Source organism: Streptomyces echinoruber, assembly GCF_014651135.1.
GTDB lineage: Bacteria > Actinomycetota > Actinomycetes > Streptomycetales > Streptomycetaceae > Streptomyces > Streptomyces echinoruber.
The window spans coordinates 104,449-127,824 of record NZ_BMWH01000009.1; the positions used below are offsets into that span (position 1 = coordinate 104,449).

Annotated in this window: 14 protein-coding genes; 11 read left to right on the plus strand and 3 right to left on the minus strand. The window is 70.3% G+C overall.

Going from position 1 to position 23,376, the window contains the following annotated elements:
* Positions 1–37: 37 nt before the first annotated feature.
* Both IE225_RS13780 and IE225_RS13785 read right to left on the minus strand, forming a co-directional pair.
* On the minus strand, positions 38–1,567 hold the full coding sequence (locus IE225_RS13780) for a helix-turn-helix domain-containing protein (RefSeq protein WP_190057763.1): 1,530 nt from the start codon (positions 1,565–1,567) through the stop codon (positions 38–40).
* Between the two features lie 64 nt (positions 1,568–1,631).
* Positions 1,632–1,829, minus strand: coding sequence for a DUF4236 domain-containing protein (locus IE225_RS13785; RefSeq protein WP_190057764.1), 198 nt, complete (start codon positions 1,827–1,829; stop codon positions 1,632–1,634).
* 632 nt (positions 1,830–2,461) lie between these two features.
* On the opposite strand from IE225_RS13785, the gene IE225_RS13790 reads away from it, so the two are divergent.
* The 3 genes from IE225_RS13790 (at position 2,462) to IE225_RS13800 (ending at position 10,476) form a co-directional block, all read left to right on the plus strand.
* Positions 2,462–5,311: an aconitate hydratase gene (locus IE225_RS13790; protein WP_190057765.1), complete on the plus strand. Its 2,850-nt coding sequence runs from the start codon at positions 2,462–2,464 to the stop codon at positions 5,309–5,311.
* 319 nt (positions 5,312–5,630) lie between these two features.
* Positions 5,631–6,488 carry an SAM-dependent methyltransferase gene (locus tag IE225_RS13795; protein WP_190057766.1) on the plus strand — a complete coding sequence of 286 codons (858 nt, stop codon included), beginning with the start codon at positions 5,631–5,633 and terminating at the stop codon, positions 6,486–6,488.
* 712 nt (positions 6,489–7,200) lie between these two features.
* Positions 7,201–10,476, plus strand: a complete 3,276-nt coding sequence (locus IE225_RS13800) for a GH92 family glycosyl hydrolase (protein WP_190057767.1) — start codon at positions 7,201–7,203, stop codon at positions 10,474–10,476.
* 143 nt (positions 10,477–10,619) lie between these two features.
* On the opposite strand, the gene IE225_RS13805 is transcribed toward IE225_RS13800, so the two are convergent.
* The gene (locus IE225_RS13805; RefSeq protein ID WP_190057768.1) at positions 10,620–14,363 is read right to left on the minus strand and encodes a GH92 family glycosyl hydrolase; all 3,744 of its coding nucleotides are present in this window, start codon (positions 14,361–14,363) and stop codon (positions 10,620–10,622) included.
* A 418-nt stretch (positions 14,364–14,781) separates the two neighbouring features.
* Between IE225_RS13805 and IE225_RS13810 the strand changes: the two genes are divergently transcribed.
* From IE225_RS13810 to IE225_RS13845, 8 genes are all read left to right on the plus strand, one after another.
* Entirely contained in the window at positions 14,782–14,946 is a 165-nt protein-coding gene (locus tag IE225_RS13810; protein ID WP_190057769.1) for a hypothetical protein, read from the plus strand.
* Positions 14,947–15,011: 65 nt separating this feature from the next.
* A complete protein-coding gene (ngcE, locus tag IE225_RS13815; RefSeq protein ID WP_190057770.1) occupies positions 15,012–16,472 on the plus strand; it encodes an N-acetylglucosamine/diacetylchitobiose ABC transporter substrate-binding protein in 1,461 nt (486 codons plus the stop codon).
* A gap of 16 nt (positions 16,473–16,488) precedes the next feature.
* Complete coding sequence (locus tag IE225_RS13820; protein ID WP_190057771.1) at positions 16,489–17,415, plus strand: carbohydrate ABC transporter permease; 927 nt, start codon at positions 16,489–16,491, stop codon at positions 17,413–17,415.
* A 4-nt stretch (positions 17,416–17,419) separates the two neighbouring features.
* Positions 17,420–18,343 carry a carbohydrate ABC transporter permease gene (locus IE225_RS13825; protein WP_190057772.1) on the plus strand — a complete coding sequence of 308 codons (924 nt, stop codon included), beginning with the start codon at positions 17,420–17,422 and terminating at the stop codon, positions 18,341–18,343.
* A gap of 192 nt (positions 18,344–18,535) precedes the next feature.
* Entirely contained in the window at positions 18,536–19,735 is a 1,200-nt protein-coding gene (locus IE225_RS13830; RefSeq protein WP_190057820.1) for an ROK family transcriptional regulator, read from the plus strand.
* 133 nt (positions 19,736–19,868) lie between these two features.
* Complete coding sequence (locus IE225_RS13835) at positions 19,869–20,969, plus strand: substrate-binding domain-containing protein (protein ID WP_190057821.1); 1,101 nt, start codon at positions 19,869–19,871, stop codon at positions 20,967–20,969.
* 184 nt (positions 20,970–21,153) lie between these two features.
* On the plus strand, positions 21,154–21,945 hold the full coding sequence (locus IE225_RS13840) for an ATP-binding cassette domain-containing protein (RefSeq protein ID WP_190057773.1): 792 nt from the start codon (positions 21,154–21,156) through the stop codon (positions 21,943–21,945).
* A complete protein-coding gene (locus IE225_RS13845) occupies positions 21,942–23,246 on the plus strand; it encodes a sugar ABC transporter permease (protein WP_190057774.1) in 1,305 nt (434 codons plus the stop codon). The genes IE225_RS13840 and IE225_RS13845 overlap by 4 nt, the downstream gene beginning before the upstream one ends.
* The last annotated feature ends 130 nt before the right edge of the window (positions 23,247–23,376 follow it).

A 23,376-nucleotide genomic window follows, 5' to 3' on the forward strand; every position in this document is an offset into this window, starting at 1 on the left:
CTCAGGTGGGGCGTGGCGGCGCTTTTTCCGAAGGCTTTCAGATGTCCCGGAAGGTCTCGATCTGTGCCCCGACGGAGTTCAGGCGCTCGGCCAGGTCCTCGTAACCTCGGTTGATGACGTACACGTTGCGCAGCACGGAGGTGCCCTCGGCGGCCATCATCGCCAGCAGGACGACCACGGCGGGCCGCAGGGCCGGCGGGCACATCATCTCCGCCGCCCGCCAGCGGGTCGGGCCCTCCACCAGCACCCGGTGCGGGTCGAGGAGTTGGAGGCGGCCGCCGAGGCGGTTGAGGTCGGTCAGGTAGATGGCGCGGTTGTCGTAGACCCAGTCGTGGATGAGGGTCTTGCCCTGCGCGGTGGCGGCGATGGCCGCGAAGAAGGGGACGTTGTCGATGTTCAGGCCGGGGAACGGCATGGGGTGGATCTTGTCGATCGGCGCCTCCAGCTTGGAGGGCCGCACGGTGAGGTCCACCAGCCGGGTGCGGCCGTTGTCGGCGACGTACTCGGGCGTGCGGTCGTGGTCGAGGCCCATCTCCTCCAGCACCGCGAGCTCGATCTCCAGGAACTCGACGGGCACCCGGCGGATCGTCAGTTCCGATCCGGTGACGACGGCGGCGGCCAGCAGGCTCATCGCCTCCACCGGGTCCTCGGAGGGGGAGTAGTCGACGTCGACGTCGATGTCGGGCACGCCGTGCACGGTGAGCGTGGTGGTGCCGATGCCCTCCACCCGCACGCCCAGGGACTCCAGGAAGAAACACAGGTCCTGGACCATGTAGTTGGAGGAGGCGTTGCGGATGACGGTCACGCCGTCGTGCCGGGCGGCGGCCATCAGCGCGTTCTCGGTGACAGTGTCGCCGCGTTCGGTCAGCACGATCGGGCGGCCGGGACGCACCGCGCGGTCCACCTCGGCGTGGTACCAGCCCTCGGTGGCCGTGATGTCCAGCCCGAACCGGCGCAGCGCGATCATGTGCGGTTCGATGGTGCGGGTGCCCAGGTCGCAGCCGCCGGCGTACGGCAGTTTGAAGTGGTCCATGCGGTGCAGCAGCGGGCCGAAGAACATGATGATGGACCGCGTCCGGCGGGCCGCCTCCGCGTCGATCGCGCCCACGTCGAGGTCGGCCGGGGGCACGATCTCCAGGTCGGTGCCGTCGTTGATCCAACGGGTGCGCACGCCGACGGAGTTGAGGACCTCCAGAAGGCGGTAGACCTCCTCGATGCGGGCGACGCGGCGCAGCACCGTGCGGCCCCGGTTGAGCAGCGAGGCGCACAGCAGTGCCACGCACGCGTTCTTGCTCGTCTTGACGTCGATGGCGCCGTGCAGCCGGCGGCCGCCGACCACCCGCAGGTGCATCGGACCGGCGTAGCCCAGGGAGACGATCTCGCTGTCCAGCGCCTCGCCGATACGGGCGATCATCTCAAGGCTGATGTTCTGGTTGCCGCGTTCGATGCGGTTGACGGCGCTCTGGCTGGTTCCGAGCGCCTCGGCGAGCTGACTCTGCGTCCAGCCCCGGTGCTTGCGGGCGTCACGGATGAGCTTGCCGATGCGTACGAGGTAGTCGTCTGCCATGAGGTTGAGGTTATCTCAGATATGAGATGGCACCTCCTGGGGGGTCCGTTCGGGTGACGTGCCGTCAACGACGGCGCTCCGTACGGGTGCGACGCCACCCGAAAGGTCCGGGCAAATCCACCGATGTCGTACGACGTCCCGTGCTGCTGCGGGTGTACCGCGGACCCTTCCCGCCGCCGGCGGTGATGGACCAGGACCGCTTGTTGATGTTCAGCCGCACCCCCGGCAGGATGCGGAAGCTCTTGCGGAACGTGAGCGGCATGCGTGTCTCCTTCCGGCCGGTGCCGAAATCCTCCCGCTCACGCGGATACCCCGCGTCGGCCCCTTGATGGCCGGCCCTCGGCGGCGGGGCGGGGCTTCGGGGTCGGTGGAGCTTCGGCGGCCGGCCGGGTCCTCGACGGCCGGGCGGCCCCTTGGCGACAGGGCAGGGCTTTGGTGGCCGGACGGGCCCTCGGTGGCAGGGCAGGGCTTTGGTGGCCGGGCGGAGTGCCGTCTCCCCGGCGGCCGGATCCCGTGAGCCGAGAGGCGGTGCCGAGCCGAGAGACGGCACCGAGCCGAGAGGCGGTGCCGAGCCGAGAGACGGCACCGAGCCGAGAGGCGGTGCCGAGCCGGGAGGTGGCGCCCCGTCGGCCGTGCATCGAAACCGCGAGTCCGGTGACCCGGGAGGCGGGGCCGTGGGTCCTGCCGGGAGCCGCCCGGCCCTCGCCGGGGCAGGGCGTTCTCCGGGTTGGGCATGACCATCCGGCCCCCATGTACTAGTGTTATCTCGACATCGAGATATCTGCCGAGGCGCACCGCAGCCGTCACCGCGGTAAGGGTGACCTTACTTAGCCTTACCTTAGCTGATCGGCCGGGACGGCGTGGCGGCAGGATTGCGGTGGTACGCGCACATAAATGAAGGAGACTGTCGTGTCGGCGAACAGCTTCGACGCCCGCAGCACGCTGAAGGTGGGCGACGAATCGTACGAGATCTTCCGCCTGGACAAGGTGGAGGGCTCGGCCCGGCTGCCCTACAGCCTGAAGGTCCTGCTGGAGAACCTGCTCCGCACCGAGGACGGCGCGAACATCACCGCCGACCACATCCGCGCGCTCGGCACCTGGGACTCCCAGGCCCAGCCGAGCCAGGAGATCCAGTTCACGCCGGCCCGCGTGATCATGCAGGACTTCACCGGCGTGCCCTGCGTCGTGGACCTCGCCACCATGCGCGAGGCCGTCAAGGAGCTCGGCGGCGACCCGTCGAAGATCAACCCGCTGGCCCCGGCCGAGCTGGTGATCGACCACTCCGTCATCGCCGACAAGTTCGGCACCCCGGACTCCTTCAAGGTCAACGTCGAGCTGGAGTACGGCCGCAACAAGGAGCGCTACCAGTTCCTGCGCTGGGGCCAGACCGCGTTCGACGAGTTCAAGGTCGTCCCGCCGGGCACCGGCATCGTCCACCAGGTCAACATCGAGCACCTGGCCCGCGTCGTCATGGTCCGCGACGGCAAGGCCTACCCGGACACCCTGGTCGGCACCGACTCGCACACCACCATGGTCAACGGCCTCGGCGTCCTCGGCTGGGGCGTCGGCGGCATCGAGGCCGAGGCCGCCATGCTCGGCCAGCCGGTCTCCATGCTCATCCCGCGCGTCGTCGGCTTCAAGCTCACCGGCGAGCTGCCCACCGGCACCACCGCCACCGACCTGGTGCTGACCATCACCGAGATGCTCCGCAAGCACGGCGTGGTCGGCAAGTTCGTCGAGTTCTACGGCGAGGGCGTGGCCAAGACCTCGCTCGCCAACCGCGCCACCATCGGCAACATGTCGCCGGAGTTCGGCTCCACCGCCGCGATCTTCCCGATCGACGACGAGACCCTGAACTACCTGCGCCTGACCGGCCGCAGCGAGCAGCAGGTCGCCCTGGTCGAGGCGTACGCCAAGGAGCAGGGCCTGTGGCTGGACCCGTCCGCCGAGCCGGACTACTCCGAGAAGCTCGAACTGGACCTGTCCACCGTGGTGCCGTCCATCGCCGGCCCCAAGCGCCCGCAGGACCGCATCGAACTGGCCGCCGCCGCCGAGCAGTTCAAGAGCGACGTGCTCAACTACGTGCAGGCCGGCGTCACCGGCGGCGACGACCGCAAGCCGGGCGTGCCGCAGCAGGAGCAGCCGCACGGCGTGTCCTCCCCGGTCGACGAGGCCGGCGCCGAGTCCTTCCCGGCCAGCGACGCCCCGGCCTACGGCCACGAGGACAACGGCGCCGGCGCCCCGCAGCACTCCGCCGTCGTCCCCGGCGCCGGCCCGTCCCACCCGGTCACCGTCACCACCGCCGACGGCCAGACCTTCGAGATCGACCACGGTGCCGTGGCCATCGCCGCCATCACCTCCTGCACCAACACCTCCAACCCGTCCGTGATGGTCGGCGCCGCGCTGCTGGCCAAGAAGGCGGTGGAGAAGGGCCTGACCCGCAAGCCGTGGGTGAAGACCACCCTCGCGCCGGGCTCCAAGGTCGTCATGGACTACTACGACAAGGCGGGCCTGACTCCGTACCTGGAGAAGATGGGCTTCAACCTCGTCGGCTACGGCTGCACCACCTGCATCGGCAACTCCGGTCCGCTGCCGGAGGAGATCTCCCAGGCGGTCAACGACAACGACCTCGCGGTCGTCTCGGTCCTCTCCGGCAACCGCAACTTCGAGGGCCGCATCAACCCGGACGTCAAGATGAACTACCTGGCGTCCCCGCCGCTGGTCGTGGCCTACGCGATCGCCGGCTCGATGAAGATCGACCTCACCCGTGAGCCGCTGGGCACCGACAAGGACGGCAACCCGGTCTTCCTGAAGGACATCTGGCCGTCCGAGCAGGAGATCAACGAGGTCATCGCCCACGCCATCGGCGACGACATGTTCAACAAGTCCTACCAGGACGTCTTCGCCGGCGACGCCCAGTGGCAGGCGCTGCCGGTACCCACCGGCGACACCTTCGAGTGGGACCCGGAGTCGACCTACGTGCGCAAGCCCCCGTACTTCGAGGGCATGAAGGCGCAGCCGGACCCGGTCACCGACATCACCGGCGCCCGCGTCCTGGCCAAGCTGGGCGACTCGGTCACCACCGACCACATCTCCCCGGCCGGCGCCATCAAGGCCGACACCCCGGCCGGCAAGTACCTGCTGGAGCACGGCGTGGAGCGCCGCGACTTCAACAGCTACGGCTCCCGCCGCGGCAACCACGAGGTGATGATCCGCGGCACGTTCGCCAACATCCGCCTGCGCAACCAGATCGCGCCGGGCACCGAGGGCGGCTACACCCGCGACTTCACGCAGGAGGGCGGCCCGGTCTCCTTCATCTACGACGCCGCGCAGAACTACCAGAAGGCCGGCATCCCGCTGGTCGTCCTGGCGGGCAAGGAGTACGGCTCCGGCTCCTCGCGCGACTGGGCCGCCAAGGGCACCGCGCTGCTCGGCGTCAAGGCCGTCATCGCCGAGTCCTTCGAGCGCATCCACCGCTCGAACCTCATCGGCATGGGCGTGCTGCCGCTGCAGTTCCCCGAGGGCCAGAACGCCGAGTCCCTCGGCCTGACCGGCGAGGAGACCTTCTCCATCACCGGCGTCACCGAGCTCAACGAGGGCCGCACGCCGCGCACGGTCAAGGTCACCACCGACACCGGTGTCGAGTTCGACGCGGTCGTCCGCATCGACACCCCCGGTGAGGCCGACTACTACCGCAACGGCGGCATCATGCAGTACGTGCTGCGCAACCTGATCCGCAAGTAGGCCGGCCGGCACGGCAACCGGGCCGCGGCTTCCCGCAAGGGGGCCGCGGCCCTTCCGTTTTCCGCGAGGGGGACCACGGCCCGTCGGCTTTCCGCAGGAACCGCGGCCCGTCGGCTTTCCGCCACCCTCCGGCCGGAACGGGCGAAACGGAGGTGAAGGGGCGTCGGAACGGCGGCGAAGCAGCGGCGAAGCAGCGGTGAAGCGGCGTCGAAACGGCGGCGGAAGGGCATGTTCGGCCGCCCGGCAGGGAAGGCACGGGCCACCGCGGCGACCGGCCCGGTCGCCCGCGTCGTCGGCGGCGGTGGGAGGCGGATGCGGCATGACCCGGCAGCACGACACGGACCCCGACGCGGTGGGCCGACTGTACGACCGGTTCACGGACGTGTGGGCGCAGGCCCTCGGCGGCAACGTCCACCTGGGCGTCTGGCCCGAGGACGGCACGGTCGCCTCCCCCGGCGAGGCCGCCGACCTCCTCACCGACCTCGTGGCCGACCGCCTCGCCCTGCGCCCCGGCGACCGGGTCCTCGACGTCGGCTGCGGCAACGGCCACCCCGCCCTGCGCATCGCCGCCCGCCACGCCGTCCACGTCACCGGCATCACCGTCAGCCGCCACCAACTCCGGCAGGCCCGGCAGGCGGCGGACCGGGCGGCCCGGGACGCAGGGGAGCGGTGGTCGGCGCGGTTCCTGCTCGCCGACGCCATGCGGCCGCCGTTCCCCGCGGCCTCGTTCGACGCCGCGTTCGCCGTCGAGTCGCTGCTGCACATGCCGGACCGGGCCACCGTGCTCGGCCGGCTCCACCAGGCCGTGCGCCCCGGCGGCCGCCTGGCCGTGGCGGACCTGCTGCTGCGCGGCCCGGTCACCGGGCCCGCCGCGGCCGCCGTCGCCGCGACGGCCGAGATGTTCCGCGTCACCTCCTTCGCCACCGCCGACGACCTGCGCGGCCTGCTGGAGCGCACCGGCTGGGAGCTGGAGGAGCTCACCGACATCGGCGACGCCGTACGGCCCTCCTACGACCATGTCACCTCCGTCATGCGGGAGTTCGCCGCCGCTGCCGACACCCCGGGAGGCGCGTCGATCCGTGCCGGGGCCGACGTGATCGCCGCCTTCGGCGCCTGCCCCGAGGTGGGTTACGTCCTGCTCTCGGCCCGCCGCGCGCCGGCGGACGGGCGGGACTGAGCCGCCCACGGACGGGCGGGGCTGAGCCGCCCACGGGCGGACGGAGCCGGGGCAGCCGGAGGCAGAATCTGACGGATCGTCACCACACTTATTCGTCAAGGGCGTTTACAAGCGTGGCCGTGGCGGCTAGCTTCACGGAGGAGTGGGGTGGGAGCGCTCCCATGGGTAGACCGGAACCTGCCCCGGTGTGCCCCCACCCCACACCCGCAGGGGCGGGGCTCCACGGCGGTCCGAAGCGGCCCGGAGTCCCGGGGCGTTGCGGGATGCGAAAGGCGGACCCGGTGGCCGGGGGTGAGGCCACCGGGTCCGTGCGGTGTGGTACGGATGCGGCGTGCGGCTTGTGGCGACGCTGCGGCACGCGACAACGTTGTCGCAACGGTGGGCCGGACCCCTCCACCGCATCGGCCGAGAGATCCGGGACTGGTCCGGACATGACCTTACCGCGCCAACCGACAACGATGTCAAGGCACTTCACCGCCGACCCGCCCGGACAAGGCATGCACGCCCGGGTGAGGCGCGCACGCCCGGATGAGGCGCGTTCAGGGGGCGGCGAGCAGACCGGCGAGCGGAGTGAGGCACGCACGCCCGGATGAGGCGCGCCCGCCGCACGGTCCGTCCGCGGTCTTCCGCGGCGGGCGCGGCCCACGCTACTGTCCTCGCGGCTTGTGCGACCCGTGGTGCGCGACCCGTCCGACCAAGGAGGGGCCGCGTCATGCGCTTCCGTCCCGTGTCCCTGCTGCTCGCCGCCGCGCTGGCGGCCGGCGGCTCGACTCCCGCCCTCGCGGCGTCCGCCGCACCCCCACCCGACCTCGTCCGCGATCCCACCCCCTACGTCGACCCGCTGATCGGCACGAAGAACGGCGGCAACGTCTTCCCGGGCGCCGTCGTCCCGTTCGGCATGCTGTCCTTCAGCCCGGAGAACACCCGTGGCGACGCCACCAGAACCGCCGCCCCCGGCGGCTACCAGTACGACGCCACCCGCATCCGCGGCTTCAGCCTGACCCACATGTCCGGCACGGGCTGCGCGGGCGGCAGCGGCGACATCCCGTTCTTCCCGTACGCCGGCGAGGTCACCTCCTCGCCCGCGAGCGACACCAAGGACGCGGTGTACGCCTCCGGCTTCGACCACGCCGACGAGACCGCGGAACCCGGCCGCTACCAGGTGACCCTCGCCTCGGGCGTCACCGCCGACCTGACGGCCACCGCCCGCACCGGCTCCGCCCGCTTCACCTACCCGGCCGGCAAGCCCGCCTCGCTGCTGATCCGCACCGCCAACTCCGAGGTCGGCTCCACGGACTCCTCGGTCACCATCGACCCGGCCACCCGCACCGTCTCCGGCTCGGTCACCTCCGGCAACTTCTGCGGCTACCTCGACCCCGAGGGCCGCCGCGCCTACTACACCCTGTACTTCACCGCCCGCTTCGACCGCGCCTTCAAGGCCACCGGCACCTGGCGGGACGACCGCCTCAGCCCCGGCTCGACCCACACCACCGGCGGCACCGGCGGCTTCGCGGACGGCGGGCGCCCGGTGGCCGGCAAGGGCGCCGGCGGCTACGTCGAGTTCGCGCCCGGCACCGGCCCGGTCCACGTCAAGGTCGGCATCTCCTACGTCAGTCCCGAGGGCGCCGAGGCCAACCTGCGGGCCGAGAACCCGCCCGGCCGCTCCTTCGGCTCCGTCCGCGCGGCGGCCCGCCGCGCCTGGCGCCACCGGCTGGCCGCGATCCGCGTGGGCGGCGGCACGGACGCCGAGCGCACCACCTTCTACACCGCGCTCTACCACTCCCTGCTGCACCCCAACGTCATCAGCGACGCCGACCGCCGCTACCGCGGCAGCGACGGCGACGTGCACCGGGTGCGCGCCGGCCACCGGGCGCAGTACGGCACGTTCTCGGGCTGGGACGTCTACCGCGACCAGGTGCAGCTGCTGACTCTGCTCGATGCGCGCACCGGCTCCGACGTCGCGCAGTCGCTGTACGAACTGGCCCGGCAGAACGGCGGGGTGTGGGACCGGTGGCTGCACGGCGCGGCCGGCACCCACGTCATGAACGGCGACCCCTCACCGACCGCCCTGGCCGGCATCCGCGCCTTCGGCGGCACCGGCTTCGACCTGCGCGGCGCGCTGGCCTCGCTGGTGCGGGCGGCGACCGTGCCGACCGAGCAGGACCTGTCGCCGGCGGGCAAGCCGGTGCTGTCGGTGGGCCAGCGGCCCTCGCTCGACAAGTACCTGAAGCTGCACTACATGCCGTCCGTCTCCAACGCCTGGGGCGGCGCCGCGGAGACGCTGGAGATGTCCACGGCCGACTTCGCGATCTCCCAACTGGCCGCCGCCGCGGGGGAGAAGGACACGCGGGCCGTCTTCCAGAAGCGCGCCCAGTGGTGGCAGAACAACTTCGACATCGCGGCCGACGACAGCGGCGGCTACATCGCCAACCGCAAGGCCGACGGCAGTTGGGTCACCGGCTTCACCCCCGCCACCGGCAACGGCTTCGTGGAGGGCACCGCCGCCCAGTACACCTGGATGGTGCCGCACGACCCGGCCGGGCTGTTCGCCGCGATGGGCGGCCGCGACAAGGCCCTCGCCCGCCTCGACGCCTTCTTCCACGACGCGGACGGCGACTGGGCCTTCACCGGCAGCGGCGGCGAGAAGGCCGAACTCGACAACGAGCCGTCGATCAACGTCCCCTACCTGTACGACTACGCCGGCGCCCCCTACAAGACGCAGGAGACCGTCCGCGCCGCCCTGCGGCGGCTGTGGTCCACCGCGCCCGGCGGCATCCCCGGCAACGACGACCTCGGCGCGATGTCGTCCTGGTACGTCTTCTCCGCGCTCGGCATGTACCCGCAGGTGCCCTCGCGCGCCGAACTCGTCCTGGCCTCCCCGCTGTTCGAGCGCATCGAGATCGACCGGCCGTACGGCAACGACATCTCGATCCGGGCCCGGGGCGCGGCGGCCGACGCGCCGTACGTCCAGTCCCTGAAGGTCGACGGCCGCACCCACGACCGCCCGTGGCTCCCGGCGTCCTTCGTGCGCGACGGCGGCCGCCTGGACTACACGCTCGGCACCATCCCCGACCGCGCCTGGGGCAGCGACCCGGCCGACGCCCCGCCGTCCTTCCGTAAGGGCGAGCAGCCCTACCAGATCGGCGTCGGCCCCACCGCGGCCACCCTCGCCCCCGGGCAGAGCACCCGGATTGCCGTCCGCGCCCTGTCCCTGACCGGCGGCAGCGGCCCCGAGGTCCGCTTCCGCGTCGAGACCCCGCCCGGCGTCACCGCCACCCCCGCCGAGGGCACGGTGACCGGCGGCCTGCGGGAGATCACCCTCTCCACCGCCGAGGACATCGCGCAGGGCTACTACGACGTGAAGGTCACCGTCACCTCCGAGGGCACCTCCTACGCGCAGCCGGTCTCCCTCACGGTGGCCGCGCCCGGCAGCCTGCTCGCCGCCTACAACAACACCGGGGCCTCCGACGACGACGGCGAGCACGACGAGGCCGACTACGACGGCGGCGGCTGGAGCTACTCCCGCCAGGCCCTGGCCGCCGCGGGCCTCGCCCCCGGCGCGCACGGCACCGTAGACGGCCTCGCCTTCACCTGGCCCGCCTCGCCGGCCGGCCGGCCCGACAACGCCTCCGCCGCCGGCCAGACCATCCGCCTGGCCGGTCCCGCCCGCCGGCTGTCCTTCGTCGGCTCCGCCGTCAACGGCGACCAGCAGGACACCGCCACCCTCACCTACACCGACGGAACGACCGGCACGGTCGACCTCTCCTTCACCGACTGGACGGTCGGCGGCGGCGCCGGCGGCGTCCGGTACGGCAACGAGGTCGTCGCCAGGACGCCGTACCGCAACGTCGCGGGCGCGGACCGGGACCCGGTGACGACGTACGTCTTCGCCACCCGGCCCTTCACCGCGCCGGAGGGCAAGGAGATCAGCAGCGTGCGGCTGCCGGACCACACCGACCTGCACGTCTTCACGCTGGCCACCGGCTGACGAAGCGGGCGGACCGACCGGAGCAAGCAAGAAGGGGGCGGACCCGAAACGGGCCCGCCCCCTTCCGCGTCACACGGTCACACGGTCGTGCGATCACACAGTCGTGCGGCCACGCGGTCACACGTCCGTGCGCCCGCGTCCCGTCAGGCCAGCAGCTCCACCTCCGCCAGCGTCGCCGCGCCGCCGTCCAGCACCAGCCGGTAGTGCCGGTAGGCGCCGGGCGCGGCGATGGTGAAGGCCCGCGTCTGCCGGTCCCACCGGAAGGACTCCCCGGAGCGCGTATCCAGCGTCTTCCACTCGGTGCCGTCCGCCGAGCCCTGCAGGGTCCAGGCGGCCGGCGCCTTCGTGTGGTCCGCGGACGAGGTCAGCGTGTACTGCACGGCCTTCGGCGCGTCGCTCACCGGCAGGTCCACGCTGGTGACGGTCGCGTCCGTCGCCGAGGTGTCGTCGAACAGGGCGCCGTCGCCCTTCAGCACGTCCCTGCGGGGCGCGGGGACGTCGTCGCCCCGGGTGATCGAGACGGGGCCCGCGTCGGCGCCCGTGCCCCAGGACGACGGGGCGGGGCCCATGTCGAAGTCCAGCACTCCGCCCCTGGCGAGCAGGGAGTGGGGCAGCGAGGTGGAGTTCCACGGCTTCCCGTTGACCCGCACGCCCTGCACGTAGATGTTCTTCGCGCTGTTCCTCGGCGCGCGGATCACCAGGTCGCGGCCGTTGTCCAGGTGCACGGTGGCCCGGGTGAACAGCGGGGAGCCGATGGCGTACTCGCCGCTGCCCATCACCAGCGGGTAGAAGCCGAGCGCGGAGAACAGGTACCAGGCCGACTGCTCGCCGTTGTCCTCGTCGCCGTGGTAGCCCTGTCCGATCTCGCTGCCGGTGTACAGCCGGGAGAGCACCTCGCGGACGTACTTCTGCGTCTTCCAGGGCTGCCCGGCCGCGTCGTACATGTAGATGACGTGGTGGGCGACCTGGTTGGAGTGCCCGTACATGCCCATCCGCACGTCCCGCGCCTCGGTCATCTCGTGGATGACGCCGCCGTAGGAGCCGACGAACTCGGGCGAGGCGGTTTCCGGGGTGGCGAAGTAGGCGTCCAGCTTGTCGGCGAGCTTGGCGCGGCCGCCGTAGAGGTTGGCCAGGCCGCGGCTGTCCTGGGGGACGCTGAAGGCGTAGCCCCAGCCGTTGGTCTCGGTGTAGTCGTAGCCCCACACGCGCGGGTCGTACCGGTCGGGGTCCACCCGCCAGTCGCCCCGGGCGTCGCGGCCCTGGAAGAAGCCGGCCCTGGCGTCGAAGAGGTGGACGTAGTCGCGGGCGCGGTTGAGGAAGTAGTCGGCCTCCTCCCGGTAGTGCTGCTCGCCGGTCTTGCGGTACAGGGCCTCGCCCATCTTCGCGATGCCGTAGTCGTTGACGTAGCCCTCCATCGCCCAGGACAGGCCCTCGTGCGTGTCGGTGCTGGTGTAGCCGAGGAAGGGCGAGGTGGCCATGCCCTTGCGGCCGACGCCGGAGGCGGGGGGCACGACGGTGGCGTTCTTCAGGGCCGCGTCGTAGGCCGCCTTCGCGTCGAAGTCGACGCCCTTGACGTAGGCGTCGGCGAAGGCGACGTCGGAGGAGGTGCCGGTCATCAGGTCGGCGTAGCCGGGGGAGGACCAGCGGGAGGTCCAGCCGCCGTCCTTGTACTGCTGCACGAACCCGTCGACCAGATCACCCGCCTGGCGGGGTGTCAGGAAGGAGTACGCCGGCCAGGTCGTCCGGTAGGTGTCCCAGAAGCCGTTGTTGACGTACACCCTGCCGTCGACGATCTTCGCGCCGGTGTGGGTGGGGGTGTCCGGGCCGGGCATGGGGGAGAACGGCGAGGCGTACTGGTCCTTGCCGTCGACCCTCTCGTAGCCGGAGTTGGGGTACAGGTACAGCCGGTAGAGGGACGAGTAGAGGGTGGTGAGCTGGTCCTCGCCGGCGCCCTGCACCTCCACCCGGCCCAGCAGCCGGTCCCACTGGCGCCGGGCGTCGGCCCGTACAGCCGCGAAGGAGGTGCCGTCCGGGATCTCCTGGCGCAGGTTGTCCTTGGCCTGGTCGATGCTGATGAGGGAGGTGGCCAGGCGCAGGGTGACCGTGCGGTCGGCGCCCGCGGCGAACCGCAGCCAGCCCTTGACGCCGTCGACGGCGCCGTCCGTGACCGGCTTGTCGAACTCGCCGTAGACGAACAGCCGCGTCGCGCCCGTCGACAGGCCCGACTTGACGTCGGAGTAGCCGGTGACGGTGCCGTGCTCGGTGTCCAGGGTCAGGCCCGCCTGCTCGGTGACGTTGTCGAACAGTACGCTCGCGTCGTCGCCGGGGTAGGTGAAGCGCAGCAGCGCCGCGTGGTCCGTCGGCGTCATCTCCGCCTTCAGACCGTTCTCGAACCGCACCCCGTAGTAGTACGGCCGCGCTGTCTCGTTCTCGTGCCGGAAGGCCAGCGCGCGGGCCGTGCGGCCGGTGTCCGGGGTGCCGGAGGCCGCCGAGGGCATCACCTGGAAGGTCTGCCGGTCGCCCATCCAGGGGCTCGGCTCGTGGCTGGCGCTGAACGCCTGGATCTCCGGCAGGTTGTCCTCGTCGTTGGCCCGCGCATACTCGTACAGCCAGCTCAGCGAGGAGGCGTTGGTCACCGGCGTCCAGAAGTTGAAGCCGTGCGGCACGGCCGCGGCCGGGAAGGTGTTGCCGCGCGAGAAGCTGCCGGAGGAGTTGGTGCCGCGCGTGGTCACCGCGTAGTCCGACAGGTGGGCGAGCGGGCGGGCCGGGGGCGCCGGACGGATCGTCACGTCGTCGATCCAGCCGCGGAACCTCGCCGGGCCCTTGGGGGAGTCGTAGGCGACGAGTATCCGGTCGACCGTCCGGCCGGCCGCGACCGACCCGATCCGGGAGACCACGTTGTTCCACTGGTTGACGTACAGCCCCTTGGCCGCGCCCTGCCCCCGCGGCGACAGCGCGAAGCCGTGCTGGTCCACCGCGCCCAGGTCGCTCAGGTAGGAGCCGTCGGTGAAGGCCAGGTCGACGGCGACGTTCGTGGCGTCGTAGTCCAGGTCGCCGTCGGCCAGTTGCGGGAAGATCCGGTACGACAGCCGGGTGTCGCGCCCGACCGCCACGTTCACGTCGAACACCTTGTTGTACGAGTACGCCCGCCCGTCGGACGTGTGCCGCCCGGCGTAGCGCAGTGCCCGGCGGCCGGTGAAGCCCGCGCCCGCCTTCGCCGTCGGGGAGCCGGCCGGGCCCCGGTCGACCAGGGACAGCATGTCCTGCGGGACGGGGCCGCCGCCGGTGCCGGTGGAGAACTGCACGTCGGCGATCTGCAGCAGGTCGCCGCCGTGATTCTTCGTCACCTCCAGCCGGAAGTGCCGGTACTCGGCCGGCTCGGCGAGGTCGTAGGACTTGGTCTGGAACCGCTCGGAGAAGCTCTCCCCCGAGCGCTGGTCCAGCGTCTTCCACTCCTTGCCGTCCGCCGAGCCCCGCAGCGTCCAGTCGCCCGGGTCGCGTTCGTCGTGGTCGTTGGCGGAGGTGAGGGCGTACGTCACCGCCCTGACCGGCTTGTCCAGGTCGAACTCGACCCAGCCGGTGGGCTCGAACGTCAGCCATTTGGTGCCCGGTTCGCCGTCGACGAGGTTCTCCTTCACCTCGCCCGCGCCGGTGTTCTCCCCGCTTGCCCGGACGTCCGTCACGTGGTCGGTCACGTTGCCCGGAATGCCGCTGGTGTAGCCGCCGTCGACGCCCGAGGCGCGCTTTCCGCCGTCCGGGGCGGTGTCGACGGTGTTGAGCCAGTCGGGTTGCGGGTCGTCGGCCTCGAACGAGGAGGCGAACTCCCGTTCGGTGTGCGGGTGCTGCGCCGGCAGCGCCACCGCCGCGCCCTGCCCGCCCGCCGCCATGACGAAGGCGGCCGCGAGAACGACCGCCGGTCTCCCTCCCCTGAATCCCCTGAATCCCCCGAATCCCCTGAATCTTCTGAATCCGCGCCGTGCTGTTCTGCCGTGCATGCAAGCACCCTCCTGCGTGACCGGACAACGTTGTCAGCTACCGCACGCAGGAACCAGTAGGAGTGAAGTGGTCAGTGATGTCAAGGGTGTTGAGCGTGGCATTCGGGCGCAATGCCCGGGACATTTTCAGCGTGGAGCCCGTGGTCGGCCCCTCTGCCCGCGAGGTCTCAACTCGGAAAAGACCCATGGCCAACCCTGTATTCGATCTTGATCCATCGGCGGAAACTGGACTATACCTGTCGGCGTCCACAGCGCCCGTACAAGCGGTCGGGAGCACGTCGGGGGAGTCGGAACGGGTGGTTCGACGTGCGTGGCACGCCGTGATCCGCCGTACTTTCCCCGTCGTCCCGGAAGATCGATCACTGCACAGCACGTCCTGCACCACCCGCACTTCCCGCACGACCACTTCCCGCACCACTTCCCGCACGACTTCCCGCACGACTTCCCGCACGACTTCCCGCACGACGCAGCATGACCCACCGCGGTGCCGGCAAGGATCCGGTTCACCGCCTGAGTCCTGGAGAAGGCGAGGACTTGAGCATGGGATCCACTTCCGCCGAGAACGAGGGTGCCGCGGGCGTCGGCCGCCGCGCTCTGATCAAGCGGTCCGCCGCCCTGGGACTGGTCTCCCTCCCCGCGATCGGTGCCCTCACCGCCGTGTCCGGATGCGCCAGCAGCGGCGGCGGCGACCAGGCCAAGGCCAAGGCCGGCAAGAAGACGCAGAAGAACCCGCTCGGCGTCAACACGTCCGCGCCCCTGGAGTTCGTCCTCTTCGACGGCGGATTCGGCAAGGAGTACGCCGAGGACGCCGTGAAGATCTACCGGAAGAACTTCCCCGGGGCGAAGGTCAAATTCTCCGCCACCCAGAAGATCCAGTCCACCCTGCAGCCCCGTTTCAACCAGGGAAACCCGCCGGACCTCATCGACAACTCCGGCGCCGAACAGATGGACATGGGCGTGCTGGTGGGAAAGAACCAGCTCACCGACCTCACCGCCCTGCTGGACGCGCCCTCCTACGACGACCCGAAGAAGAAGGTCCGCGACACCCTGCGCCCCGGAATCGTCGAGATGGGCCAGTTCGACGGGAAACAGGTGTGGATCCTGTACTACGCCTACACCGTCTACGGCGTGTGGTATTCGCAAAAGGCCCTGGACGCGCTCGACGAGAAGTACCCCGAGACCTGGGACGAGATGCTCAGGGTCTGTCAGAAGGCGAAGAAGAAGGGCATGGCGGGCTGGACGTACGCGGGCAAGTACCCGTACTACATCCCCTTCTCGCTCTATCCGATGATCGCCAAGGTGGGCGGCCGGGAGGTGCTGGACGCCATCGACAACCTGGAGCCGAACGCCTGGAAGCACCCGGCCGTCAAGACCTGCTTCGAGGCGTACTACGAGCTGTACCGGAAGGGCTACGTCCTCAGGGGCACCCCGGGCCTGGACCACATCCAGTCGCAGACCGCCTGGGCCCAGGGCAAGGCCCTGTTCATCCCCAACGGCTCCTGGGTGGAGAACGAGTCCGCCAGCGTCATCCCCAAGGACTTCCAGCTCACCGTCTCCGCGCCCACCGGCATCGACGCGAGCGACAAGATGCCCTTCGGCACCATCTGGGCCTCCGGCGGCGAGCCCTTCATCGTGCCGGCCCGGGCGAAGAACCCCGAGGGCGGCATGGAACAGCTGCGCATCATGCTCAGCGAAGCCTCCTCGAAGAACTTCACCACCAAAGTCAAGTCGCTGACGGCCTACAACGGCGGCACCACCGGCATCACCCTCACCCCCGGCCTGAAGTCCGGGGTGGCGGCGCTGGAGAAGGCCGGCGACAACGTGGTCAACCCGCGCATCCAGGACTGGTACGTGCAGCTGGAGAAGGAGAAGATCGGCGTGGCGGGCCTCGGCGAGATGATGGCCGGCCGCCTCACCCCGGCGGAGGCCGTCAAGAAGATCCAGGCCTACGCCGACGAGACCGCCAAGGACTCGTCCGTCAAGCACTACAAGCACCAGTGACCCCACCGGAGTGACGATGCGGCACGGCAAGTACCGGTTCGTCGTGGGGTTCCTGACGCTGCCCCTGGGACTGTACGCGCTCTTCGTGGTGTGGCCGTTCCTCCAGTCCATCTACTACTCGTTCACGGACTGGACGGGCCTGAGTCCCGAGTTCAAAATGGTCGGCCTGGACAACTACCGCAGGATGCTCGACGACGGCATCTTCTGGAAGTCCCTGCGGCACAGCCTGCTGTTCGCGGTCGTGCTGCCGCTGGTGACGATCAGCCTGGCGCTGTTCCTCGCCTTCATGATCAACGCGGGCGGGCGCCGCAGGAGGGGCGGCCCGGCCGTCTCCGGCGTCCGGGGCTCCTCCTTCTACAAGATCGTCTACTTCTTCCCGCAGGTGCTGTCGATCGCCATCGTCTCCCTGCTGTTCGCCTTCGCGTACAACCCGGACAGCGGCGCCGTCAACTCGATCCTGCGCGCGGTCGGGCTCGGCGGCGTCCAGCCGCTCTGGCTGGGCGACCCGGACCTCGCCCTGTGGGCCGTGATGGCGGTGCTCGTCTGGTCCACGGTCGGCTTCTTCGTCGTCCTCTTCTCGGCCGGCATGGCCTCCATCCCGGCCGACCTGTACGAGGCGGCGCTGCTGGACGGGGCGGGCCGGGCCACCACGTTCTTCCGCATCACCCTGCCGCTGCTGTGGGACACCGTGCAGTCCGGCTGGGTGTACATGGGCATCCTCGCGCTGGGCGCCGAATCGTTCGCGGTCGTGCAGATCATGACGACCGGGCCCGGCGGCCCCGACTACTCGACCACTGTCCTGGTCCTGTACGTGTACCAGAAGGCGTTCCGCGACGGACAGGCCGCCTACGCCACCACCATCGGCGTCGCCCTGCTCGTCGTCACGCTGGCCTTCGCCGCCGCCGTGATGCGGCTGGGACGGCGCGAGCGGCTGGAGTACTGATCGGATGAAGACGACCGAGACCCCCGCTCCGGTGCCGACCGGGCCGGAGCTTCCCGTCACCAAGGCCGACACCCCCTCCGGGCCGCCCCCGCGGCGGCGCGGCCAGGGCGCGGTCCTCAACGTCTTCTCCCACGGCATCCTGGTGATCTGGGCGTTCATGGTCGTCATGCCGCTGCTGTGGGCGGTGATGACCTCCTTCAAGGACGACCGGTCCATCTTCGGCTCGCCCTGGTCGCTGCCGGACCGCCTGCACTTCGAGAACTGGGGCCGGGCCTGGACCGACGCCAACATGAGCGACTACTTCCTCAACACCGTCCTGGTGGTGGGCGGCTCGCTCGTGGGCACCCTGGTGCTGGGCTCGATGGCGGCGTACGTGCTGGCCCGGTTCGACTTCCCGGGCAACCGCTTTATCTACTACCTCTTCATCGGCGGCATGAGCTTCCCGGTCATGCTGGCGCTGGTCCCGCTGTTCTACGTGGTGAACAACATGGGGCTGCTCAACACCATCCACGGCCTGATCCTGGTCTACATCGCCTACTCGCTGCCGTTCACCGTGTTCTTCCTCACCGCGTTCTTCCGCACCCTGCCCACCTCGGTGGCGGAGGCGGCCTTCGTGGACGGCGCCTCGCACACCCGCACCTTCTTCCAGATCATGCTGCCGATGGCCCGGCCCGGCCTGATCAGCGTGGGCATCTTCAACTTCCTCGGGCAGTGGAACCAGTACATGCTGCCGACCGTGCTCAACACCGACCCCGACCAGCGCGTCCTCACCCAGGGCCTGGTCCAGCTGGCCGTCAGCCAGGGCTACAAGGGCGACTGGTCCGGTCTCTTCGCGGGCCTGGTGATGGCGATGCTGCCGGTGCTCGCCGCGTACATCGTCTTCCAGCGGCAGGTGGTGCAGGGGCTGACCGCCGGTGCTCTGAAGTAGCAGGTCGTAGCTCTGCGCAACGGATCGTGCGCACGCCGTCCCCGGCGCGGGGGCGGCGTGTGCGCCCCTATGCACACATCTGGATGTGGTTCAACATCTTGACGGGAGGCAACCCGAACAGCTCAGCTTAGAGTTCACTAGTTGGACACGAACGGGGCCTCACCGAAGCGGCCCCGCGCGCAGGAGGTCGTCGTGGAGACTCCGGGGTCGCAGTCGTCGCTGCACCGAGCCAACCTGGAGCGCGTCGTACGCGCCGTCCGTCTGGCCGGTTCACTGACGCAGGCGGAGATCGCGCGGACGACGGGCCTGTCGGCGGCGACGGTCTCCAACATCGTGCGCGAGCTCAAGGACGGCGGAACGGTCCAGGTCACGCCCACCTCGGCGGGCGGCCGCCGGGCCCGCAGCGTATCCCTGAGCGGGGACGCCGGCATCGTCATCGGGGTCGACTTCGGCCATACGCACCTGCGGGTCGCGATCGGGAACCTCGCCCACCAGGTGCTGGCCGAGGAGTCCGAACCGATGGACGTGGACGCCTCCTCCACCGAGGGCCTGGACCGGGCGGAGCAGCTGGTCAACCGGCTGATCGACGCCACCGGCGTGAACCGCTCCAAGATCGCCGGCGTGGGCCTCGGCCTGCCCGGCCCGATCGACGTGGAGTCCGGCACCCTGGGCTCCACCGCGATCCTGCCGGGCTGGACGGGCACCAAGCCCGCCGAGGAGCTGCGCGAACGCCTCGGCGTGCCGGTGCACGTCGACAACGACGCCAACCTCGGCGCGCTCGGCGAGCTGGTCTGGGGCAGCGGCCGCGGGGTGCGCGACCTGGCGTACATCAAGGTCGCCAGCGGCGTCGGCGCCGGACTGGTGATCGACGGGAAGATCTATCGCGGGCCCGGCGGCACAGCCGGAGAAATCGGGCATATTACTCTTGACGAGTCGGGTCCCGTCTGCCGCTGCGGCAACCGGGGCTGTCTGGAAACATTCGCGGCCGCGCGGTACGTGCTGCCGCTGCTGCAGTCCAGCCACGGCACCGATCTGACCATGGAGGGCGTCGTCCGGCTGGCGCGGGAGGGAGATCCCGGGTGCCGCCGCGTGATCGCCGACGTCGGCCGGCACATCGGCAGCGGCGTCGCCAACCTGTGCAACCTGCTCAACCCCAGCCGCGTGGTGCTCGGCGGCGACCTGGCCGAGGCCGGTGAGCTGGTCCTCGGCCCCATCCGGGAGTCCGTCGGGCGCTACGCGATCCCCAGTGCCGCCCGCCAACTGTCCATCCTTCCCGGGGCACTCGGCGGTCGTGCCGAGGTGCTCGGCGCGCTGGCCCTGGCCCTGAGCGAGATGGGTGATTCCACCCTTTTGGACGGCACCCTCTCGGCGACCACCCCTGCCTTCACTTAGAGAACGGATGGCACCGTTGCCATCTCGTTAAGGATTTACTTCTTGACGTCGCACGTGTGGCCGAGTTGACTTCCAGCCACCTCGGCCGCAACGACGCGGCCTCGTCAGGGAGGTTTCTGAAGTGAACACGCGTATGCGTCGTGTCGCCGTCGCCGTTGCTGCCGGTGCGATGGCCATCTCGCTCGCTGCCTGTGGCAGCGCCAAGGAGTCCAAGGGCGGTTCCGAGTCGTCCGGGGGCGCCAAGAAGGGCGACGACATCAAGGTCGGTCTGCTCCTGCCGGAGAACAAGACCGCGCGGTACGAGAAGTTCGACCGGCCCCTGATCGAGAAGAAGATCAAGGAGCTGACGAACAACAAGGCCAAGATCCTCTACAACAACGCGCGCCAGGACGCGAACCTGCAGTCCCAGCAGGTCGACACGATGATCACCAACAAGGTGGACGTGCTCATCCTGGACGCGGTGGACGCCAAGGCCATCAAGAACTCCGTGCAGAAGGCCGTGGACGCCGGCATCAAGGTCGTGGCCTACGACCGCCTGGCCGAGGGCCCGATCAGCGCCTACACCTCCTTCGACAACGTGGAGGTCGGCAAGACCCAGGGCCAGGCCCTGCTGAAGGCCCTGGGCAACAAGGCCAAGAAGTCCACGAAGATCGTCATGATCAACGGCTCGGTGACCGACCCGAACGCCGCCCAGTTCAAGCAGGGCGCGCACTCCGTCCTCGACGGCAAGGTCACCATCGCCAAGGAGTACGACACCAAGGAGTGGTCGCCGGACAACGCCAACTCCGAGATGGAGGCGGCGATCTCCGCGGTCGGCAAGAAGAACATCGCCGGTGTCTACTCCGCCAACGACGGCATGGCGGGCGGCATCATCACCGCCCTGAAGGCGGCCGGCCTGAAGGTCCCGGTCACCGGCCAGGACGCCGAGCTCGCCGGCGTGCAGCGCATCGTCACCGGCGACCAGTACATGAGCGTCTACAAGCCCTACAAGCCGGAGGCCGACGCCGCCGCCGAGATGGCCGTCGCGCTCGCCCAGGGCAAGTCGCTCGACTCCATCGCCAAGGACAAGGTCTCCAGCGGCAGCGCCAAGGACGTCCCGTCCGTCCTCGTCCCGGTCACCTCGCTGACCCAGGACAACATCAAGGACACCGTGATCAAGGACGGCGTCTACACCACCGCCGACATCTGCACCGCCAAGTACGCGGCGGCCTGCAAGAAGATCGGCCTCCAGTAAGCAGCGGCACGGCCCTTGCCAAAGTACGGGAATTCGGTCTGAATTCCCGTACGGGCGTGCCCGCTCCCCGCTCCGTCCGGCGCCCCGCGTCCACCAAAGCCCCGCAAGCTCGTGCGGGGCGCCGGACGGATCATTGCCCCCCATACTTCTGCACAACCTCCCGCCGGGTCAGGCGGCGAAGGAGATGGTTCACGTGTCCGCTACGCCCGTGCTGGCGTTGCGCGGGGTCTCCAAGCGGTTCGGTGCCGTCCAGGCGCTCACCGACGTAGAGCTTGAGGTCCACGCCGGTGAGGTGGTCGCCCTGGTCGGCGACAACGGTGCCGGAAAGTCCACGCTGGTCAAGACGATCGCCGGCGTCCACCCCATCGATGACGGCGTCATCGAGTGGGAGGGCCGGCCGGTGACGATCAGCAAACCGCACGACGCCCAGAACCTGGGCATCGCGACCGTCTACCAGGACCTCGCGCTGTGCGACAACATCGACGTCGTCGGCAACCTCTTCCTGGGCCGCGAGATCAAGCGCCGCGGCATCCTGGACGAGGTCGAAATGGAGCGCCGCGCCCGCGAGCTGCTCAAGACGCTCTCCATCCGCATCCCCAGCGTCCGCATCCCGATCGCCTCGCTCTCCGGCGGTCAGCGGCAGACCGTGGCCATCGCCCGCTCCATGCTGGGCGAGCCCAAGCTGGTCATCCTCGACGAGCCCACCGCCGCCCTCGGCGTCGAGCAGACCGCGCAGGTCCTGGACCTGGTCGAGCGGCTGCGCGAGCGCGGGCACGCCGTCATCCTCATCAGCCACAACATGGCCGACGTCAAGGCCGTGGCGGACAAGGTCGCCGTGCTGCGCCTGGGCCGCAACAACGGCGTCTTCGAGGTCAAGACGACCTCGCAGGAGGAGATCATCGCCGCCATCACCGGCGCCACCGACAACGCCGTGACCCGCCGTGCGGCGCGCACGACCGGGGAGGTTTCCCAGTGAGCATCGACAAGACCTCTGACGTGTCGGCGACACCGCAGAACGAGCACCTCGTGGAGAACCCCGAGGCCGCCGCCCAGGCGGTGACCGCCGTCGACCCCCGCCTGCTCGTGCGCGAGCAGGGCCTGGCGGGCTACGTGGGCGAGTTCAAGCGCAAGATCAAGGCCGGTGAGCTGGGCTCCCTGCCGGTCGTCCTCGGCCTGATCATCATCTGCGTCATCTTCCAGAGCCTGAACTCCGAGTTCCTCTCCGCGCAGAACATCAGCGACATCACCGTCACGATGGTCGGCACGGGCATGATCTCGGTCGGCATCGTCTTCGTGCTGCTGCTCGGCGAGATCGACCTGTCGGTCGGCTCGGTCAGCGGCGCGGCCAGCGCCGTGGCGGCCGTCCTCGCCGTCAACCAGGGCTGGCCGGAATGGGCCGCCGTGCTGGTCGCCGTCCTCGCCGGCGTGGCCATCGGCGCCGCCCACGGCTTCTTCTTCGCCGTCCTCGGCGCCCCCGCCTTCGCCGTCACCCTGGCCGGCCTGCTGTTCTGGCTGGGCTTCATGCTCAAGGTGCTCGGCGAGGACGGCACCATCAACCTCGACAGCGACGGCCTGATCGGCAAGCTGACGACGTACTTCTTCAGCGACATCGCCGCCGCCTACGGCCTGGCCACCGTCGCGGTCGCGGTGTTCTTCCTCACCTCCTTCCTCGACAACCGGCGCCGCGAGGCCGCGGGCGTGCCGTCCCGGCCGCTGTCCGACGTGCTGCTGCGCACGGGGCTGCTCGCGGTGGTCTCCTTCGCCGCGGCCTTCATCTACAACCAGTACAAGGGCCTGCCGCTGGCCACGGTGATCTTCCTCGTCTTCCTGGTGGCCACCGACTTCCTGCTGCGCCGCACCGCCTACGGCCGCAAGATCTTCGCGCTCGGCGGCAGCGTGGAGGCCTCCCGGCGCGCGGGCATCAACGTCACCGCCATCCGCATCTCCGTCTTCGCGATCTCCGGCGGCTTCGCCGCGATCGGCGGCCTGTTCCTGGCCTCCAAGATCGCCTCGGCCAACCAGAGCGCCGGCACCGGCGACCTGCTGATGAACGCGATCGCGGCGGCCGTCATCGGCGGCACGTCCCTCTTCGGCGGCCGCGGCCGCACCTGGAACGCGCTGCTCGGTGTGCTGGTCATCGTCTCCATCCAGTACGGTCTGCAGCTGCAGTCCATCGCCGAACCGGTGAAGTACATGATCACCGCGGCGGTGCTGCTGACCACGGTCGTCATCGACTCCATCACCCGCAGGACCCAGAAGACCGCGGGCCGCGCGTAACGCGCACCCGCACCGGTCTCCTGTGCCCGGCACCAACAGCGGTGCCGGGCACAGGCGTGCCACGGACGGGGCCGGTACGGGGGGCAGGGCACAGGCGTGCCTCGGCGGGGCCGGTGAAGGGCGGGGCGGC

Bases quoted from the DNA above. Each gene is read 5' to 3' on its own strand.
- IE225_RS13780 (WP_190057763.1), bottom strand. From the start codon at position 1,567: ATGGCAGACGACTACCTCGTACGCATCGGCAAGCTCATCCGTGACGCC.
- IE225_RS13785 (WP_190057764.1), bottom strand. From the start codon at position 1,829: ATGCCGCTCACGTTCCGCAAGAGCTTCCGCATCCTGCCGGGGGTGCGG.
- IE225_RS13790 (WP_190057765.1), top strand. From the start codon at position 2,462: ATGAAGGAGACTGTCGTGTCGGCGAACAGCTTCGACGCCCGCAGCACG.
- IE225_RS13795 (WP_190057766.1), top strand. From the start codon at position 5,631: ATGACCCGGCAGCACGACACGGACCCCGACGCGGTGGGCCGACTGTAC.
- IE225_RS13800 (WP_190057767.1), top strand. From the start codon at position 7,201: ATGCGCTTCCGTCCCGTGTCCCTGCTGCTCGCCGCCGCGCTGGCGGCC.
- IE225_RS13805 (WP_190057768.1), bottom strand. From the start codon at position 14,363: ATGGCGGCGGGCGGGCAGGGCGCGGCGGTGGCGCTGCCGGCGCAGCAC.
- ngcE (WP_190057770.1), top strand. From the start codon at position 15,012: ATGGGATCCACTTCCGCCGAGAACGAGGGTGCCGCGGGCGTCGGCCGC.
- IE225_RS13820 (WP_190057771.1), top strand. From the start codon at position 16,489: ATGCGGCACGGCAAGTACCGGTTCGTCGTGGGGTTCCTGACGCTGCCC.
- IE225_RS13825 (WP_190057772.1), top strand. From the start codon at position 17,420: ATGAAGACGACCGAGACCCCCGCTCCGGTGCCGACCGGGCCGGAGCTT.
- IE225_RS13835 (WP_190057821.1), top strand. From the start codon at position 19,869: ATGCGTCGTGTCGCCGTCGCCGTTGCTGCCGGTGCGATGGCCATCTCG.
- IE225_RS13840 (WP_190057773.1), top strand. From the start codon at position 21,154: ATGGTTCACGTGTCCGCTACGCCCGTGCTGGCGTTGCGCGGGGTCTCC.